Origin of the sequence: Synoicihabitans lomoniglobus, assembly GCF_029023725.1 — a bacterium.
GTDB lineage: Bacteria > Verrucomicrobiota > Verrucomicrobiia > Opitutales > Opitutaceae > Actomonas > Actomonas lomonigloba.
In genome coordinates this window covers 3,823,081-3,841,297 of record NZ_CP119075.1, presented here as the reverse complement: position 1 = coordinate 3,841,297, position 18,217 = coordinate 3,823,081, and the positions used below count along the sequence as shown (strand labels likewise).

Below are 18,217 nucleotides of genomic sequence, written 5' to 3'. Positions count from 1 at the left end.
TCACCGACCGGTTAAGGCCCTTCGCGGCGTGGCGCGCCGGAGTTCAGCCTACGGCGCCGCTTCGAGGTGGACGTGCTTGTAGGGGTGGATGTCGATCAAATTGCCATACCAACCCTTGAGCTCGGGCACTTGCAGTGAGGAGTTTACGTAAAAGTAAATCGGCGCGATCGGGGACTCGGCCATGAGGATGCGTTCGGCTTCGCGGTAGAGCGTGAAACGTTGCGCCGGGTCGAGCACGTAGCGGGCTTCGTTGACGAGTCGATCGTAGTCGGCGTTGGCCCAACCGGTTTGGTTGTTGCCGCTGTCGGAGAGCATGAGCTCAAGGAAGGTCGAGGCGTCGAGGTAGTCGCCAATCCAGGCGTAGCGGGCGATCTCGTAGTCGCCGTTGCGCATGGAGTCGGACTGGACCTTGGACTCCTGATTGTAGAGGCCGATATCGACGCCCAAGTTCACGCGCCACATTTGCTGAATGGCCTCGGCGATGCGGCGGTGGCCATCGTTGGTATTGAACAGAATTTCGAGTCGCGGGAAGCCTTCGCCGCCGGGGAAGCCGGCTTCGGCCAGCAAGCGTTGGGCCTCGGCGACATCACCGGTGAGCAGGTCACCGGCCGTGTAGCCGGCGGTCTGGGGCGGGGTAAGGTTGCGGGCGGGAAGTTGACCGCCGAGGGTCACCTTGTTGACGATCTGTTCGCGGTCGATGGCGAGGGAAAGGGCGCGGCGCACACGCACGTCGTCGAGGGGTGGTTTCTGGGTATTGAACCGGTAGAAGTAGGTGGCGAGCTGGGTCTCCTGGGAGAGGAATTTGCTCAGCTCGGGATCGTTTTTGTAGACGGCGATCTTGTCGATGGGAATGCCGGTGGTGACGTGCAGCTGACCGGAACGGAAGGCGGCTTCCTCGCTGGCCGTGCTTTCGATGGGGTAGAACCGAATCTCGTTGAGGCGCACGACGGCGGCATCCCAGTAGGTAGCGGACTTGGTGACGCGGATGACTTGGTTGGGCTTCCACTCGGTGAGGGTGAACGGGCCGTTACCGACGAGATTGCCGGGGCGGGTCCAACGTGAGCCGCGCTGGTCCATGGCGCCGTAGGTTTCGATGGTCGCCTGGTGCACGGGATACCAGGAAGCATGGGCGACAAGATCCGCGAGATAGGGCACCGGGTAACTGAGTTTCAGCTCCAGGGTGTGGGCGTCGAGCGCCTTGGCGCCGACCGTGGAAAAGTCGGTTGATTTGCCGGACACGAAGGCTTCGGAGCCCTCGAGGCAGAAGAGCATGTAGGCATATTCGGAAGCGAGTCCGGGCGAGAGCATGCGCCGGTAGGCGTAGACAAAATCAAACGCGGTGACGGGATCGCCGTTGGACCATTTCGCATCGGGACGCAGATGAAAGACCCAGGTTTTAACGTCATCCGAGGCTTCCCAGTGGGTGGCGACGCCGGGGGTGGCGTGGCTGTCCTTGGGATCGTATTGGGTGAGTCCCTCGAACAGGGCGAGGACGATGTTAAAGTCCTGCAGACTGTTGATGATGTGCGGATCGAGGTCGGTCGGCTCGGAGAGATTGCCGACGTGGAGGATTTGATCGCGGTTACCGGATTCGACGGATGTTTCACGATTGCCGCAGCCGGAAGTCAGGGCGACGAGTCCCGCGATGAGGCCGAGGGACAGAAGGGAGGTCTTTCGCATGGGAAGAGGGAAAACGAGCGGGAGAAAGGCGCGAAACAAAAAAACCGCCCCCGTCAAACGGGGAGCGGTCGTGCGAGGCGCGGCGCGGGTTGGGTCAGGACGGCGGGACTATTGGTCGGCGACGGGCATGTTGGCGCGGATGGCATCGATCCGTTCCTGCATGGTGGCGAGTTTGGCCATCAGTTCCTGTTCGAGTTCCTGGCGTTCGGTGCTGTTGACGATGCTGAGCTTGGAAACGTCTTTCAGCACGCCGGCCGGGAGGGTGAGCAGCCGGGTGAGCACCCCGTCGTTGTCAAACGACGTGAGGTAAAGCGCGGCCAACTCGTGGGAGAGGGCGAGGGATTCCGCGGCCAGCGCCTGGGACTCGGCCAGGTTGTTGTTGAGAATCTGGTTCTTCGAGAGTTCCGACGTGAGGATGATGGCGATTTGATCGCTGATTTCGGCGGAGATGCCCTCGAGGACCTCGCGGTTTTCCTCCTGGTTGTCGGAAAGCTGCGCCAGCAGAGGTTGGAGGCGCTGCGACAGGCGGGAGGAAACGCGATCGATTTGGGCGGATTCCTGTTGTTCGGCTTCCTCGGGAGATTTGGGCGGGGCGACGACCGGTTGCATCTTGGTGGCAATGACGGTAGCGAGTTCCTCGATACGCTCCGAGTTGACGGTGGCGAGCTCCTCATCGGTCATGAACATGTCGCTGGACCGCTGATTGATGGCGTCTTTGAGCAAAGTGTTGAGCGCGTCGATCTGGCTGCGGGTGCCGGCGGTGACGGAGGAAATCTCCGCGCTGGTCTGGGCGCGCATGGTGGCGAGGTCGCGCTGTTGTTGGGCCGCCATCTGGCTGACGGTTCGGGTGTGCAGCCAATAGACGAGCACGCCGATGACGAGGAGGGTGACGATAACGGCGGGGAGCTGATCCTTGAATTTTTGCCACATGGTTGAAATCGGATGCTAGCGCTGGTCGGACTAAATGCAATCTTCGCGCCGAAGGGGAATTTGCGTTTGATCAGGCTGATCACCGCGGGCAAGGGTCGTCGGACTATGAGCCTCAATCGTGGTGAACAGATGCTTTGTGACTATGTGAGTTCCCACCCGGAGGAGCAGCGATTTTGGGTGGAGAAAGTGCGGGCCACCGCTGCCTCCGAACCCGATGAACACCAGGCAGCGGCGGATCTGACGGAGGAGTTGTGGCGTTATTACGAAGAGCGCTCGGCGGTGGCATCTCCGTTTCGGGAGCTGGCCGGCCGGGAAGGTTTGCGGCGGATCAGCATGCGCAATTTGGCGGAGTATTGGTTGCGTTTGTGGGTGGAGCCCCGGCCCAAAAAGAAACGACCCGACGCGGGCGCGTGGTAGTTCGCCCGGCGATGGATTTCCCCCGGGAGAAAAAAAGGTGCATATTCTCCTAAAGTCCCAATCGGATGCGTCGTAGTAGGGGGTAAGGTTTCACCAATCTTAGCACTTCGGTGCGGGGATTGGGTTAATAGGAAAACCAGGGACGGATCATCTGGGGTAGGTGGTCCGTCCCATTTCCCTTTCTGGCGATGCGCAATGGGGTTACGGAGATACGGCACCGAGCGTTCGTAAAAAATGCGAGATGGCTCGATTCGTTCGTTTACAATCTTCGGCGAGTTGTTCACAGGTTATTCCCACTCAATGGCGAACCCGAGCAGGGCGAAGGCCCGACAAACTCAACGCACGGAGAAGGCGAAAGTTGTTACAAAAACTTTCGTGTTGGACACCAACGTCCTCCTCCACGACCCCCAATCGATCTTCAAGTTTGAGAACAACAACTTGGCCATTCCGGTCGAGGTGCTCGAAGAACTTGATGCCATCAAATCGGAGCAGTCGACCGAGCGAGGTCGCAATGCCCGACGCGTTCATCGCATTCTCCAGGAGTTGTTACCGGACTCCCATTCGCTGCTCGAGGGCGTGAAGCTGAACAATGGCGGCACGCTGTCGGTCATCATCAACCGCTACTTCGAATCCAACGATTTTTCGTCGCCGGCGATGCAGCGGTTTCGCGCCGTGCTCCATGATCCGAAGAAGAAGGACAACCGGATCATCGCCTGTGCGCTCTACGTGCAGGAGCAGTATGCGCCTCCGACGATTTTGGTGACCAAGGATGTCAATGTGCAGCTGAAGGCGCGCGCCGTCGGTCTGGAGTCGGAGGATTATCTCAACGACAAGGTTCCCGAGGTCGACGACGAGGATGGTTACCGCGAAGTGCCGGTCACGATTTACGAATTGCAGCGCTTTTGCTCGGAAGGGCACCTCGATGTCGGTGAGACCATGGACGGCCAACCGCCATTGGAGATTAATGAATACGTCCTGCTGCGTTCCGACGAAGACAAGACGATGCCAGCGCGCCATATCAGCAAAGGCAACGTGCGACGTCTGCGCATCCCCGAGTTTGTGAAGGCACCGGGTGGCATCCCGATTCGCGCGCGCAATCTGGAGCAGCAGTTCTTCATGGATGCGTTGCTCGACGACTCGATTTCGCTCGTCACATGTTTCGGCAAAGCCGGCACGGGCAAGACGTTGATTTCCACGGTGTGCGCCATTTCCCAGGTGTTGGATGAAATGGGGCGTTTCGACGGTGTATCCATTTCCCGCCCCGTCATCGCCCTCGGCAAGGACATCGGATTTTTGCCCGGTTCGCTGGAGGAGAAGATGAAGCCGTGGTTGCAGCCCTACTACGATGCGTTGGAGGTGTTGATGCCGTCCAAGCCACCGAAGGATCCGCAATTTGCCGCCAAGAAAGTGGCCAAGAAAAAGGTGCGCAAATTTGGCGACGATTCGCCCAGTGAATCCTCCTCCGGCATCGCCACGCCGGTGAAGCCCTACGAGCGTCTCATCACGAACGGCGTCGTTGAAATCGAGGCTCTGTGTTTCATTCGCGGCCGATCGATCGCCCGCCGGTTCTTCATTCTCGACGAAGCGCAGCAACTCACCCCGCACGAAGTGAAGACGGTGATCACCCGCATTTCCGAAGGCTCCAAGATCGTGCTGATCGGCGACCCGGCGCAGATCGACAATCCCTACGTCGATTCGCGCAGCAACGGCCTCGTCTACTGCCACAATCGCATGAAGGGCCACGCCGTCTCGGCGCACGTCAAACTCTCCAAAGGCGAGCGTTCCAAACTCGCCGAACTCGCCGCCGACTTGCTTTGAGGGTGGCTGTATTCGTCGCTCATCTGCTGCTTTTCGAATCACTCTCCAGCCCGTTTCCGGACATGGATTCGGGCATGGGCCGAAGGTGCCATTTTTTGAAGCAATCCATCGTCGCGATGAAGTATTCAGTCTCAGTCGGTGAGAGCTGAGTGCGATCGGAATTGGTTCTGATGGCGATCGTCCAGGCGTAGTGATAGGGAAAGAGAATGGTCGGGCTGTCGTCATCGCCACGCCGGAACGGCAAACCAATTTCCACGTCTGGATCACCATGCGAGGTGATCTGCCGCGTGACCCTGGACATTTTGGAGCTGCCGTAGATATGGGCAATCAGCCGTTCGTCAGGGGCTCGGCGAGGACGGCGGGAAAAATGTCTGTTCAACGTCCAATGATAGCCCGGTTTCGGGGCTCTGGACGGGCGCTTAGATTTGGCTTCGTTGCCTTTGAATCGAAATCTCTTGATCGGCTCGTAAAATATTTTGAACAGGATGCGCAGCGTCAGTGGCGCAAAGACCGCAGCCAGAAAACTCAGGCCCACGGTTTGCAGCGAAAGGGGTGGAAAATCCGTTTCTAAAATGGAAAATCCATGCCTCAATTGGAGCGCCGCCGGGGTAAGCAAAGCCGCTCCAATGCTTTCGTAGATGTCCCGGCGCAACTGCGGATCCTTCAATTTCTGCCGTTTCCACTCGGAGGGAAGATAGGGGTCCAGCATCGTGCCGGCGCGGAGTCCACCGGCCAGCCAGCCTACTGCGATCAGCACGAGGAACTGTGGGACAATCGTGAAGAGCCATGAGAGGTCCACGCTGATGTCGAAACGGCTCAAGTTTGGCGCGTCGCCCCAATCGATTGCCAAAGTAGGAGGGTCTTCGAAGGCGACGCGAAGGGAGTCGGCATCGAGTTTCAGGCTCAGCGGCCCGTCCGGCAGCTTCAGCGGTAGCCCGGGCATTTGATCCGGGAAATCTATCTCCAAAAACATGGGCTCCGTCGGCGGTGACCATCGGAACTCCATCGGTTCCGTGGGCAGGGACAGTTCGGCTTGGAGGGCCTCGGCGGGCGGACTCAGCTCTGCTTCAATTTTTCCGGTTACCTTGAGTTGCGCTTGAAGTGGTTCTGAGGGCGGAACGAGTTGGATCGGCGGCAACGTTTCCGGCCCCATAAGTTGGGCGGGCGTGCTGGCATCGGCAATGAGATCTGATCCGGTGGACGATTCTGGAGGAAGTTCGGTGGTGACTGGCGCCTGTATGGAACAACCGACCTGCACCACGAAGGTGGTATATAGCAGACCCTTTACGATCCGACTGGTCGGGAAACGGGAGGTCCGACGAGAGATAGGCATGATTTGAAAAACGTCGGTTTAATTTCAAATCTATCACAAAACTACATTCGTTTCGGTCAGGCGGATGCCTCCGGCTTCATCTTCGCGATCCAGCGGGTGTTCATGCTTTTGGCGGCGGCGTCGCGCATGCCGTAGCCCACCAGCCATTCGTCGCCCGGGTAGGTGAAGCCGGTGATTTCGGGCTCGGTCACGGCGTCGTCGCGCAGACGATGCATCATGGTGACGGAGCGCACGCGGCGCACCCCTTGCATGCGCAGCCAGCCATCCACGTGCAGCAACGTGCGGCCGCTGTCGCAGATGTTGTCCACCAACATGACCTCGCGGCCGACGGGATCGAGGCCCTGCCAGTCTACAAACATCTTGTCGAGCGGGGCCCCGTTTTCAGTTTTTGCATAGGCGAAGGCGCGGCAGAACGCCGGCTCCACCGAGATCTTCATGCGCAACAGGAGTTCGGAGAAAAAGAACACGCCGCCGCGCAACACGCAGAGGGCGAGCAGCATTTTACCGGTGCGAGCCTCGGCCCCGGCGGCCCATTGATCCATTTCCGCCGCGAGCCGGTCCAGCGCTTCGTCGATGGCCGCGCTGTCATGGACCAACTCCAAATGATCAGGCAAATTCATGCCAAGGTCGAAGCAGCGACGATGCCACCGCCGCAAAAACCCTGAGCATTTCGGCGGCGCGTCAGCCGGCGATACGCATGGCTTTGGCCTGGGCGGTGAGCGCGAGTTCGGCCGCTTTGAAGATGTGTTGCTGGGACATCGCCTTTTCGGTGCGGTTGAGACAATCGAGAATGAGCTCGCCGAAGAAGCGGAAACCGACTTTGCCGGCGACGGGAATGTGGTGTTCGCCCTTTTGGTCGACGAGAAAAACGTGGTCGGAGCCGCTGTCGGGTCGGCCGACGTCGAGGTATTTGCGCAACTCGATGTAGCCGTCGGTGCCCATGATGATCATGCGGCCGTCGCCCCACGTGCGCAGACCGTCGGGCGTGAACCAATCGAGGCGCACGTAGTTGGTCGCGCCGTTGTTGCCGACGAGGTTGGCCTCGCCGAAGTCCTCAAGTTCCGGGGTGTCGGGGTTGTTGTAGTTGGCCACGGCCGCGTGCACGACCTCGGCGTCGGTCGCGCCGGAAAACGTGAGGAATTGCTCGAACTGGTGGCTGCCGATATCGCACAGAATCCCGCCGTATTGCTCGTGATCGAAGAACCAGTCGGGACGGGACGGTTTGCTCAGCCGATGCGGCCCCAGGCCGAGCACCTGCAACACGCGTCCGATGGCCCCGCCGGCAATGAGGTCGGTCGCATACATGGCGCTTTCGACGTGGAGACGTTCGCTGAAATAGACAGTGTATTTGCGCCCGGTTTCGGCCACGACGGTTTTGGCCTGGGCCAGGTGTTCGAAGGTGGTGAACGGCGTCTTGTCGGTGAAGTAGTCCTTGCCTGCCTCCATGACGCGACATCCGAGCGGACCGCGCCGGTTGGGGATCGCGGCGGCGGACACCAGATGAACGCCCGGGTCGTCGAGAATCTCATCGATGGAGCGGGCGACTTGAGCCTGCGGATACTGTTCGCGGTAGGCGTCGACCTTGGCCGGGTCGGGATCATAAACCCATTTGAGTTCGGCTCCCGCCTCGAGCAGACCGTTGGTCTGTCCATAAATGTGACCGTGGTCGAGATGGGCGGTGGCGAAGACAAACTCACCCGGCTTGACGACGGGGGAGGGTTTGCCTTTCGGGGCGTAATTCATGCCGTCGGCGGAGCTCATAAATGCAAGGGGTAGGAGAAGTGGGGGTGGGGGCGTAACGTTTTGCGTTACAAAATGGGGAAGGGCAAGAGGCCGGGATCAGGAACCTGACTGGGGTGTGGCGGAATCGCGCGTCTGTTTGGCAAGTTCCTTGATGTCCTTGTCGATGGAAGCGCGCACTTTTTTGGACATGCGGTCGATGAACAGCGTGCCGTTGAGGTGATCGGCTTCGTGTTGGATGCACCGCGAGAGCAATCCGTCGCACAGCAGCACGTGGGGGGTGCCGTGTTCGTCCTGATACTCGACGCGCACGGCATCGGGGCGCACCACGTCGCCGTTGATGCCGGGAAAGGACAAGCAGCCCTCCTCGTAGATGGTGTCATCGCCTTCGAGTTCCTCGATCTTCGGGTTGGCAATGACCATGGGCATGATCAGTTCCAGCGGCGGGGCCGCGCCGTCGAGCTCCCATTGGAAATCGCGTTGGGCGGCCGAGAGGTCGACGACGCAGAATTGGGAGGCGATGCCGATTTGCTGGGCGGCGAGACCGATGCCGGCGGCATCATGCATGGTATCTACCATGTCACGGGCCAGGGTGGCCAGGGCGCTGTCAAACGTGGTGACGGGGGCGCCTTTGGTGCGGAGGACGGAATCGTTGTAGTGAACTATCTTAAGAACCATGGGTCTGTTTGTCGGCAAAGGTGAGTTTGCGTCCCGGCTCCCGCAACTCGATAGTCCGCTCCACATGACCAAGGTTCCATCCCACCGTTCCAGTTTGATCATGGCGGCTGCCATGGTGTTGGGAGGCGTGGGTCTGGCGTTTGGGGCGTGGATGTTGCCGGTCAATTTGTTGGCGTTGCCCACGGCCTTGCTGGCGGAAGCGGGTCGGCGCACACCCACGGTCGCCGCGATTGGCGAAGATTTATTGGCGCGCGAAAAACTGGGTCCCGCTTCGCTGTTGTGGCGAGCCGCCGAAGCGGTGGGCGATCAGCGTGCCCCGGAACTCGCGGCGGCGTTGCAGCGCGAAACCGAACGTCAGCCCGCATTGGTGCCGTGGGGCGGGTGGGATCCGTTTCTCGAACCGCTCTTTGACCGCGCAGAAAACACCGGTCGGACGGAATCAACGCCGGTGCTGGCTTTTTTCGTCACCCGGGAAGCCCGCACCTCGCTCGCGTCGTTTTTGGGCAACACCCGCTCGGCCGGGGTGCGCGCGCTGTTGGCCCTGCGTCAAATCGATCGCACGCAGCAGTTCGTTCCGGCCATGCGACCGGGCGGACAAGCCCTCGACGCCACGATTTTGCTGGCGGCATTGCTTTACCAGGGGGAACACCTGTCGGACCCGTTGCAGCGCGAGATGCGTGAGTTGGCGGAAACGGCGGTCGCCGCCAATGACCTTACGGTGATCGAGCCGTTCTTGCTCGATTTGCTCTCGCTCGGCAAACGGCTCGATTGGATTCAGTTCACGGAGTTTTCCCGCTTGGTGGAAAGCACCAAGACGGTCGGAGAATACGCCCATCTCAGCCGCCTCGCCCCGGACGATCTTGCCATCATCTATGCCGCGGCCGTCGCCTCGGATTCGGCCGATGCCGTGGCGACCTACCTGATTCGATACGGCCGACAGGGACTCGAGGATCTGCAACTGGCGCTCGGCTACGGACGGGGTGCGGTGCAGCAACTGCTCACACGCAACGTGCCGGTAAGTCGCGAGGCCGGCCCGACCCTTGGTGCGGTGGCCGCGTTTGGGTTGCTCCATCCCCACGTGCTGCTCGGCGCCAAATATCTGGGTATGTTGCTCGGGGCGTTTTTGGTCTTTCGCGGCGTTGATCGTTTGTTTGCGGCGCGCACCGCCGGGGGCGCATTGCCTCACCTCTCGAGCGGCGCGCTCGCGATTCTCAGTGCGGCGCTCATCGTCGTCGCGACCGAGCCGTTTCTGCTCAAAGCGGCGCCGCCGTCCGAGTTTCAATTTTCCCTAGCCATACCGGTGCTGGCCAACATCACCGACGGCGCTTCCGTAGAACTTACCAAACCCACCTCCGCCATGGATTCCTCCACCCTGCTCACCATTGGATTCTTCGCCGCGCTCCAAATCGCGATGTATCTTATTTGTTTGATGAAAATCGGCGAAGTGAACCGTCGGGACGTGTCGCCGCTGGTAAAACTCAAGCTGATGGAAAATGAGGAGAACCTCTTCGACGGCGGCCTCTACGTCGGTATCGGCGGCACGGCGACGGCCCTCGTGTTTCAAGTGCTCGGCCTGATCGATCCCAATCTGCTCGCCGCTTACTCCTCCAACTTGTTTGGCATCACCTGTGTGGCGCTGGTGAAGATCCGCCACGTGCGGCCCTACAAATGCAAACTGATCCTCGAAGGGCAGGAAGCCCTGGCGGCCATGCAACCGTCGACTCGTTGATCGACCCGCGCGTATGAATCGCACGCTGCTTTTAATTCTCTGCGACTTCTTGTTGCTTACCCTCCTCGCGCTCACGCGGTGGGAGACGGCGGAGCCGGAACGTCCGAACGAGGCCACGGCCGCGCCGTCCGAGACCGACGAAAGCGCGACGACGGCGGCCGACGATATCGTCGAATTGATGAAACTTTCGTTCGAAGATCAGCAGGCCGAACAGGCGGCGCTCGCCGCCGAACTCGAGGCCAAGGCCGCCGCGCTGGCGGAACGCGAATCTTCGATCGATCAGTTGCAGACTTCGGTCGCACAACTCGACGCCGAGAAACGGAACCTCTCGTCCACGCTTGTGCAAACCCAGCAGGCCGCGTCCCAATTACGCGACCAAGTGACGAGTGCCAGCAATGACGCCGCCGCGTCGCGGGCCCGCGTGGAGCAACTCCAGCGCGACCTCGAAGCGCGGGAAGCCGCCGCCGCGAAACAAGCGGAGGAAGTCGCGCGCCTGGCCGCGGAAAAAGCCACCGCTCAAGCCGAGATCCAGAACCTGAACGTCGCGGTGCGCGTGGCGGAGCAGGAGAAAACGCTGTTGCGCGAAACCGCCGCGACCTACCGGGCCCAGGCGGAGGTTGAACGGGAAGAGCGGATCAAGGTGCAGGAGACCACGGTGCAGCTCGCCGAGGGCGTGGGGCAGTTGGCGGAAAAGTCGGCCGAAATCACGGCGGAAATTCGCGAGAACCGTCCCATCAATGCGAATACGTTGTTCAGCGAGTTTCTGATCAATCGCGTGCCGGCCAGTTTCACCGCGATCAAAGCCGGTTTGTTCGGGGCGGATCTGACCCGCCAGGCCGAGGCGCGCACGATTCTGGTGACCGACGGTCAGCAGACTTACGCGGTCATGCACATCGAAGACACCGTGTTCAAGTTGGCGGAACCTTCTTCGGAGTGGCGCGAATTACGTGCGATGTTGCGCAAGGACAGCGTGCGGGCGGCGGCCACGAAGCTCATTTTTCTCGGTCGCGATCCCCGGGTGGTGGCCATTCCGATTGAGGCTTCCCAAGCCAAAGCCCTCGGGGTGAAAGTTTACAAACTCGCCTCGGATCCGTTTCGCTTTCCCGAGGCGGTTTTGATCAACCACGGCGGCGAAGGCTACGGCGAAGTGCCGTTCAAGCTGGCCGCGGATCTACCCGGTTATGTGAGCATGGACTCGCGATTGGTGCGGCGTCTGGTCGGTGACTTTACGGCCAGTCGCGGTGATCTCGTGCTGTCCAAAACCGGAGAGCTGTTGGGTATCATGGTGAACTCGGAACTGTGTGTGATGATCGATACGTTCACCCCTTCCGCCACGATTCAGACCGGTAATGTCACCGGTCAAAACGTCGAGGGCATGCTCAATGCCGTGCGCGAGCGCGCGGCCAATCCGCGTCAGGGTATGCGGGGGCCGCGCTAGGGCGAAGAACGCAGGGCGATCGTTCCGGGACCATGGCAAAACCGCCCAACATTTTGTGGGTCGTCACCACCCAATGGCGCGGGCAGGCGTGGGGCGGCGGGGGTGATGTCAACGCCCGCACGCCGACGCTCGATCGACTGGCGGCGACAGGCTGTGATTATCGGCAAGCCACCACGCCGCATCCGTTCGGTCCCTTCGCCCGGGCAGCTTTGTTGACCGGAGTGCCTTCGCCGGAAAATGGCGTGCGCGACTACTTCGATCCGTTGCCCGACGGCACGCGCACGATCGCGCACGATCTGAATGAGCGTGGCTACCACACGGCGTGGTTTGGCAAATGGCATCTCGGGGCGCGTGATCCGAATGCGCCGTTGGTGGGCGAGGCGCACGCCAAGATCAGGGTGCCGGACGCGTCCCGTGGCGGGTTCGCCTTTTGGGAGGGATTCGAAAGTGGATTTTTGCTCAATGACCCCTGGTTGCACGGCACGAGATTGCCGGACCCGATTCGGGTCTCGGGCTACCAAAGTAATGTGCTGGCCGAGAGAGCCGCCGATTGGTTGGCGGGAGCTTCGTCGCCGTGGTTTGCCGTGGTCAGCATGGAGGCGCCTCATCCGCCTTACGCGGCGCCAGCGGACGACATCGCGCCGTATGAACAGGTGACGTTGGCGGACAATGTGCCGGCGCCGGCCTCAGCGCGCGCGAGGAGTGAGTTGGCGGGATACTATGCGCACATTGAGGCAACTGATCGTGCGATCGGCCGACTGGTGGCGGGGTTGGCAAATGACACCGTAATTGTGGTGACGTCCGTGCACGGGGACATGCATGGGGCGCACGGACGATTTCGCAAAGGTTGGCCCCATGAAGAAAGTGTGCGGGTGCCGTTGATCGTGCGCGGGGTCGAGCGGGGACCAAGTAACGAACCGATTTCGCTCCTCGATCTTCCGGCCATGACGCGAGCTTGGAGCAATGGTCAGGTCTGGCGGTGCGATCGGAACCGGGCTCCCATTTCCATGCCTTCGGTCGTAAACCTGCCGGATCAATGCGATCGGATATGGTCAGGATGGCGCTCCGCCGATCGCAAAGTCGTCACCACGGGCGACGGCCGGGCGTGGCTGGAGTTTGACCTGGCGGCGGATCCCGGAGAAACGACCAATCTGGTCGCTCAATCGTAGAGCGCGGGGAGGTTCGCCGCAGCGGTGCCGCCGGTCGCCAGCAACATGGCGGATTTCTCGACCCATTCGGGATCCGGTTTTGTCGCGGGCAGGGTGGCGCCATCGACCCAGCGACCGTCGATCACCACCGTGCGGGGCACCTCGGGCAGGCCGCGTTCATGTCGCAGCAATTGACCCGCGACGAGATCGATGACGGATGCGCCGATGGCACTGGCATCCTGAAAGATTCCCGCGACCTCGCCGCTGTCGTCGGCGAGATCAAGCCCGGCGAAGGCGACGTCGTCGGGCACCCGGATTCCCGCGGTGGCGAGCCATTCGATGATCCTTTTGTCGGTGCCCACAATGGCGTCGGGCTTGGCCCGTTTGAACCAGCGGATAAACTCGGCTTCGTCCAGATCGGGCGGCCGATGGAGGAGCTTGGGGTGGGCGAGTCCCTCCTCGAAGGTTTCCAACAGGTAACCGGCGGTCCATTGATCGGCGACGCGGTGGTCGAGACGAGCGGCCAGGGCGAGACCGATCCGGCGGCAACCCACCGCGTGTAGTCGAGCGACGGATACGCGGGCGCTGGCAAATTGGTTGTCGGTGGCGCGGTGCAGTTGCGGCGACAACAAGGTATGCGCGAAGGTCGCGGCGGCGAAGCGGTCCCATTGCATGGCGATGCGACCCCGGTCGTGGAATGGTCCCACGATGATGCCGGCGATGCCGCGGGTGTAGAGAATCTCGCTGAGGCGGGTGGCATTGCCATCGGCGTCGCCCAGCCAGAATTGGTCGAGGCGGTAGCCGGCGTTTTCGGCGCGCTGCTGGGCACCGGCAAAACAGCGCAGATTGAAATGACTGTGGCGCCAACCATCGCGGGTGTCATCGGTGGAGATCCAGGCCAACGTCACACGATCCGCACTGGGTTGCCCGGCCCGGATCGCACTCATGGCCTCGGCGAGCAGGGGATTGGGTTTCCAGCCGAGCTTGCGGGCAATCTTTTGAATCCGCAGACGGGTGGATTCGGGGATGCGCGGGTGGTTGCGCAGAGCCATGGAAACGGCGGCGCGAGAGACGCCGGCTTCGTCGGCGATCATTCCAAGGGAGGGGCTTTGGGCGTGTCGGCGCATGTCGGAAGGGACCAAGGGGTAACAGGGAGTCAAACGCTATGCTTAACAGACAGCGGGGAAAGATAAATGTTAACCAAAGTGACTCCGGACCGCAGTGGTTTTTCCCATCAGGTGTCGGACAAACGCTCCTCGGACGCACCTCGACGGGGCGTCGGGATCAGGTGCCGGAGAACGGCACGGGGTCTTCGGTTTTGGCCACGAATTGGCGGCGGATTACTTCGCTGAGCTCGTGCAGTTTGACGGGCTTGGTGATGTAGTCGTCCATACCCGCCGCGAGGCAGTCCTCGCGATCGCCCTGCAGGGCGTTGGCGGTGAGGGCAATGATCTTGGGTTGATGCTCGGCGGGAAATTTACGCCGAATTTCGCGGGAAGCTTCGAAGCCGTCCATTTCGGGCATCTGCAAATCCATCAGCACGAGATCAAAGCGGCGCGATTCAACGGCGGCCACCGCTTCGAGACCGTTGCCGACGGCATCGGCCCGATAGCCGAGGCGGTCGAGGAAGCGGAGGGCGACCTTCTGGTTGACGGTGTTGTCCTCGACGAGCAGCACATCGAGCGGCAACTCCTCGGCGAGAATCTTGCGCTTCGGCACTTCGGTTTCCGGTTCTTCGGCTTCGCCGCGTTTGCGGAACAGGGAGTGAACGCCTCGCAGCAGGGTGCTCGTTTTGAGCGGCTTTTTGAGCGTGAGCAGGCGCGTGTCGGTTTGGGTCTTGAACGTGTTGTCCCGCCCGGGAGTCAGGAGGAGGAGGGTAGGGATTTGGTGAGTCGCGACAAGCGTCAGCAACTCGGTGCCGCCGGGTTGGGACAGCAGGTCGTCGTCGAGCAACACCAGCGACGGACGCTTCTCCGCCTGGAGCTGGGAGAGGGCGGACGCGATGTTGTCGGCTCCCGCGTAGTCGAGTTTCCACTGTTTGAAGAACGATTGGAGACGGCGCTGCCCGACGTCGTTGTCTTCCACGCCGAGCACGGTGCCCGCCACGAGTGATTTTGGCACGGGGGGCAGCGGCTCGGCATTGAGCGGATGGGCCGCGGCCGTCCGCATGGTGAAAATAAAACGCGAGCCCTCGCCCAGCGTGCTTTCCACGTGGATACCGCCGCCCATGAGCTGGGTGAGGCGATGACAGATCGCGAGTCCGAGCCCGGTGCCGCCGAATTTGCGGGTGGTTGAGGAGTCGACTTGACTGAACGGCTTGAAGAGGCGGTCGATGCGTTCCTGCGGAATGCCGATGCCGGAATCGCGCACGGTAAACTCGAGCAGAACCTGGTTATCGTCGGTGGTTTGCAGGGGCATGAGTTTCCGGCGCACGAGGATGGTGATGCTGCCGGAGGCCGTGAATTTGACCGCGTTGTTGACGAGATTGACCAGAATCTGACGCAGGCGCGTGATGTCGCCCATGACCCACGCGGGCACGTCGTCGGCGACGTGGTAGGCGAGATCGAGGTGTTTGCCGGATGCCTGCATGGCGAACAGGTCGAGCGCTTCCTCAATGGTGGTCGGAAGATCAAACGGCAGATGCTCCAGCTCCATCTTGCCCGACTCGATTTTGGAGAAGTCCAGAATGTCGTTGATGATGGTGAGGAGTGCCTCACCCGACGTGCGAATCGTGTTCACGAAGTCGCGTTGTTCGGGGTCGAGACGGGTGTCCATCAACAGACTCGTCATGCCGATGACGCCGTTCATGGGCGTGCGGATTTCATGCGACATGGAGGCGAGAAATTCACTCTTGGCGCGGGAGGCGTTGTCGGCGTCGGCCTTGGCGCGCCGCAGGGCGGTCTCGGTTTCCACGCGGGTGGTGATATCGGCGAGAATCGCAATGAACGTCTCCAACTGGCCATGTTCGTTGCGGACCGGTTGGACCTCGAGATGCACATGGAACTTGCGTCCGGATTTGGAGTAGTTGACGAGGTCGGTGGTCACGCCGACGCCCTTGGCGAGAGCCGCCCGGATGCGACGCAAGGTGCGCGGGTGGGTGTCGGGACCGGAAAGGAACGTGTCGGGCGTGCGACCGCGAATCTCCGCGAGATCGTATTCCATGACGCGAGTGAAGCTCTCGTTGACCCACTCAATCGTGCCGTTGGGGGCGCTGATCATCACCAAATTGTCCGTCCGCGCGGCCACGAGCGACAGCTTGCGCGCGGCGGCCTGGGATTCGCGCAGGGCGGCTTCGGCCGCTTTGCGTTCGTTGATGTCCTGCAGGGTGCCGATGATCCGCTGCGGAGCGCCACTGGGAGCGCGGGCGACGGTCTTGGCGCGGGCGTAGATCCAGCGCCATTCTCCTTTGCCGGTGCGCAGACGGTATTCAGGAGAGATGAAGGTTTCGTCGCCGGAAAGCTGACGTTCGACGGCGCTGCGATAGCCCGGGAGATCGTCTTCGTGGATCAGGGCCGTCCAAGCTTCCGGGGTGTTGGCGATTTCGCCGGGAGCGTAGTCGAGCATGTTCCAGAGGCCCGGGCTGTAATACATCTGATTGGACGGCAGGCTCCATTCGAAGATGCCGATCTGGGTCGAATCGAGGGCGAGACGCAGGCGTTCGTCCGACACTTTCAACATGGCCTCGACCCGGCGTCGTTCCTCGTTCTCCGCGACGAGTCGGGTATTCGAAATTTCGGCAGATCGCAGCAACGTGTTGGCGGTGCGGGCAAGGTGGACGCTGACGCCGAGCAGGAGGGTAACGATCAGACCGGAAGCAAACGCCAGTTCGGGGAGATTGCGCCGATCGCGTTGAAAAGCCTCGGCGGTGCGCACAAGGCTGAAGCGGATGCGCCGATCGTAGATATCCTGCGTGAAATCGATGCCGCCGCGTTCCTGCACGATGTCGTCGAGTGGACCGAGGATGCCGGTGTTGTCGAAAATGGGCACCTCGGTGATGCTCACCCGGGTGAGATAATCGGAACGCAGACTTTCGTCCTCGTTGATGATCTGGCCGATCAATCGATCATATAAAAACTCGCCGGCCAGAAACCCCCACAGCTCGTTGTTGCGCTCCAGCGGCACGTAAATGGCGTAGCCGAGACCGGCTTGAGGAATGTCGATCGAACCGCTGACGGCCGGCCCCCGGGGCGGGAGCAGGGCGCGCTGCATGGCAGCCATGCGGACCGGATCTTTGCCATGATCGAAGCCGGTCATGAACTCGTTGCCGACACTCGGGTAAACCTCCAATGTCACCCGGTTTTCGCCCGGGCTCACCAGGGAGTAAACCTGTCCGCTCGGATTTACGTTGAGAGAGGTCTCGGCTTCGATCCCGCGCACGACAGCCGTTTTGTTGGGGTCGGACCAATCCCGGTCGAACCGCCACAGTTCATCACTTTGTGACCGGATCTTGGTCTGCAGCGCGGAGATCAAATTGGACGCACTGCGACGGGTGGCCTCGTGCAAGCGGACGATTTCCTGCTCCTGCAAACCGAGGTAAAGTATCAGCGTCAAGGTGGCCGAACCCACCACAACCGGCAGTGGCAGCCACGTGGGCGCCCCCGAATCGGTCAGCGTATGTTCGCGCCAGGCCCGGGCGAGAATGGCGATACCGGTCAATGACAACGCGATGGCCGCGAGCGGGGAGGTCGCGGTATCGAAACCCCACAAATACACCGCATTGAGATCGAGGGCGTAGCCCATCAAGGTCGCCGCTCCCAGCGAGATGACCGCCGATGCCACCAACGCGATCACCAACGTGTGACGCTGACGGATGCGGGGGACGACCAGAGATGTCACCACCAGGCCCGATAGCATCAAGCTGATGGAGATCGGCTCGGTCATCCGACCGGGGGCGGGGCTGGCGTCGCTGATGAAGTAAGTGAACAGCAGTTCGTCGATGCTGAAGCTCTGGCCGGTGGCGTCCTGCAGAAACGTGAGAGCTCCGATGATGGTCGGGACCAGTCCGAACCAGGCCATGCGCCGGTTGCCCATCTCCACGCCGACGAGCGCGATGCCGATCAACAGCGTGGCGATCACCGTGTTGGCCTTGATCGGCTCGGAGAAGGCCCGCAGCTCGATGAAGCTGGGGATTTCGAAGATCCAGCCGAGCAACGGCACGATCATCGCGAGCACCACCAAGCCCGACAAAGCGAGACAAGCACGCTTTGGCCAAATGTCTATGGACGGTTTTGGCGAGGTTGGCATTAGGGAATAGACCCCATATTTATCAGTCCGCAGTAAGGCGCAATGCTCTTTCACGGGCAAGT

The 18,217-nt window shown here is 61.2% G+C and carries 13 protein-coding genes; 5 read left to right on the top strand and 8 right to left on the bottom strand.

Annotated elements, in window-relative coordinates:
* Positions 1-48 precede the first annotated feature (48 nt).
* The gene (locus PXH66_RS14780; RefSeq protein WP_330929810.1) at positions 49-1,680 is read right to left on the bottom strand and encodes a peptide ABC transporter substrate-binding protein; all 1,632 of its coding nucleotides are present in this window, start codon (positions 1,678-1,680) and stop codon (positions 49-51) included.
* A 108-nt stretch (positions 1,681-1,788) separates the two neighbouring features.
* Positions 1,789-2,610 (bottom strand): hypothetical protein, encoded by an 822-nt coding sequence (locus PXH66_RS14775; protein ID WP_330929809.1) that lies wholly within the window; start codon positions 2,608-2,610, stop codon positions 1,789-1,791.
* Between the two features lie 105 nt (positions 2,611-2,715).
* Here PXH66_RS14775 and PXH66_RS14770 point away from each other — a divergent pair, with 105 nt between their 5' ends.
* Both PXH66_RS14770 and PXH66_RS14765 read left to right on the top strand, forming a co-directional pair.
* Entirely contained in the window at positions 2,716-3,027 is a 312-nt protein-coding gene (locus PXH66_RS14770) for a hypothetical protein (protein ID WP_330929808.1), read from the top strand.
* A 375-nt stretch (positions 3,028-3,402) separates the two neighbouring features.
* Complete coding sequence (locus tag PXH66_RS14765; protein WP_330929807.1) at positions 3,403-4,845, top strand: PhoH family protein; 1,443 nt, start codon at positions 3,403-3,405, stop codon at positions 4,843-4,845.
* Positions 4,846-4,864: 19 nt separating this feature from the next.
* Here the strand turns inward: PXH66_RS14765 and PXH66_RS14760 are convergent, their stop codons facing one another.
* The 4 genes from PXH66_RS14760 to def form a co-directional block, all read right to left on the bottom strand.
* Entirely contained in the window at positions 4,865-6,178 is a 1,314-nt protein-coding gene (locus tag PXH66_RS14760; RefSeq protein ID WP_330929806.1) for a hypothetical protein, read from the bottom strand.
* A gap of 56 nt (positions 6,179-6,234) precedes the next feature.
* On the bottom strand, positions 6,235-6,798 hold the full coding sequence (locus tag PXH66_RS14755) for a phosphoribosyltransferase (protein ID WP_330929805.1): 564 nt from the start codon (positions 6,796-6,798) through the stop codon (positions 6,235-6,237).
* Between the two features lie 61 nt (positions 6,799-6,859).
* The gene (locus PXH66_RS14750; protein WP_330929804.1) at positions 6,860-7,939 is read right to left on the bottom strand and encodes a Gfo/Idh/MocA family protein; all 1,080 of its coding nucleotides are present in this window, start codon (positions 7,937-7,939) and stop codon (positions 6,860-6,862) included.
* Positions 7,940-8,017: 78 nt separating this feature from the next.
* Entirely contained in the window at positions 8,018-8,596 is a 579-nt protein-coding gene (gene def, locus PXH66_RS14745; protein ID WP_330929803.1) for a peptide deformylase, read from the bottom strand.
* Here def and PXH66_RS14740 point away from each other — a divergent pair.
* Genes PXH66_RS14740 through PXH66_RS14730 form a run of 3 tightly spaced genes read left to right on the top strand, consistent with a single transcriptional unit; the run spans position 8,595 to position 12,932 of the window.
* Complete coding sequence (locus PXH66_RS14740; protein ID WP_330929802.1) at positions 8,595-10,325, top strand: hypothetical protein; 1,731 nt, start codon at positions 8,595-8,597, stop codon at positions 10,323-10,325. The two genes, def and PXH66_RS14740, sit on opposite strands and share 2 nt — an antisense overlap.
* A gap of 13 nt (positions 10,326-10,338) precedes the next feature.
* Positions 10,339-11,763, top strand: coding sequence for a hypothetical protein (locus PXH66_RS14735; protein WP_330929801.1), 1,425 nt, complete (start codon positions 10,339-10,341; stop codon positions 11,761-11,763).
* Positions 11,764-11,795: 32 nt separating this feature from the next.
* Complete coding sequence (locus tag PXH66_RS14730) at positions 11,796-12,932, top strand: sulfatase-like hydrolase/transferase (RefSeq protein ID WP_330929800.1); 1,137 nt, start codon at positions 11,796-11,798, stop codon at positions 12,930-12,932.
* Here PXH66_RS14730 and PXH66_RS14725 read toward each other — a convergent pair.
* Positions 12,923-14,038, bottom strand: a complete 1,116-nt coding sequence (locus tag PXH66_RS14725; protein WP_330932058.1) for a substrate-binding domain-containing protein — start codon at positions 14,036-14,038, stop codon at positions 12,923-12,925. The genes PXH66_RS14730 and PXH66_RS14725 overlap by 10 nt on opposite strands.
* 157 nt (positions 14,039-14,195) lie before the next feature.
* Complete coding sequence (locus PXH66_RS14720) at positions 14,196-18,155, bottom strand: response regulator (RefSeq protein ID WP_330932057.1); 3,960 nt, start codon at positions 18,153-18,155, stop codon at positions 14,196-14,198.
* Between the last annotated feature and the right edge of the window lie 62 nt (positions 18,156-18,217).

Coding starts and splice junctions, on each gene's coding strand:
- PXH66_RS14780 (WP_330929810.1), bottom strand. CDS start 1,680: ATGCGAAAGACCTCCCTTCTGTCCCTCGGCCTCATCGCGGGACTCGTC.
- PXH66_RS14775 (WP_330929809.1), bottom strand. CDS start 2,610: ATGTGGCAAAAATTCAAGGATCAGCTCCCCGCCGTTATCGTCACCCTC.
- PXH66_RS14770 (WP_330929808.1), top strand. CDS start 2,716: ATGAGCCTCAATCGTGGTGAACAGATGCTTTGTGACTATGTGAGTTCC.
- PXH66_RS14760 (WP_330929806.1), bottom strand. CDS start 6,178: ATGCCTATCTCTCGTCGGACCTCCCGTTTCCCGACCAGTCGGATCGTA.
- PXH66_RS14755 (WP_330929805.1), bottom strand. CDS start 6,798: ATGAATTTGCCTGATCATTTGGAGTTGGTCCATGACAGCGCGGCCATC.
- PXH66_RS14750 (WP_330929804.1), bottom strand. CDS start 7,939: ATGAGCTCCGCCGACGGCATGAATTACGCCCCGAAAGGCAAACCCTCC.
- PXH66_RS14740 (WP_330929802.1), top strand. CDS start 8,595: ATGGGTCTGTTTGTCGGCAAAGGTGAGTTTGCGTCCCGGCTCCCGCAA.
- def (WP_330929803.1), bottom strand. CDS start 8,596: ATGGTTCTTAAGATAGTTCACTACAACGATTCCGTCCTCCGCACCAAA.
- PXH66_RS14735 (WP_330929801.1), top strand. CDS start 10,339: ATGAATCGCACGCTGCTTTTAATTCTCTGCGACTTCTTGTTGCTTACC.
- PXH66_RS14730 (WP_330929800.1), top strand. CDS start 11,796: ATGGCAAAACCGCCCAACATTTTGTGGGTCGTCACCACCCAATGGCGC.
- PXH66_RS14725 (WP_330932058.1), bottom strand. CDS start 14,038: ATGCGCCGACACGCCCAAAGCCCCTCCCTTGGAATGATCGCCGACGAA.
- PXH66_RS14720 (WP_330932057.1), bottom strand. CDS start 18,155: ATGCCAACCTCGCCAAAACCGTCCATAGACATTTGGCCAAAGCGTGCT.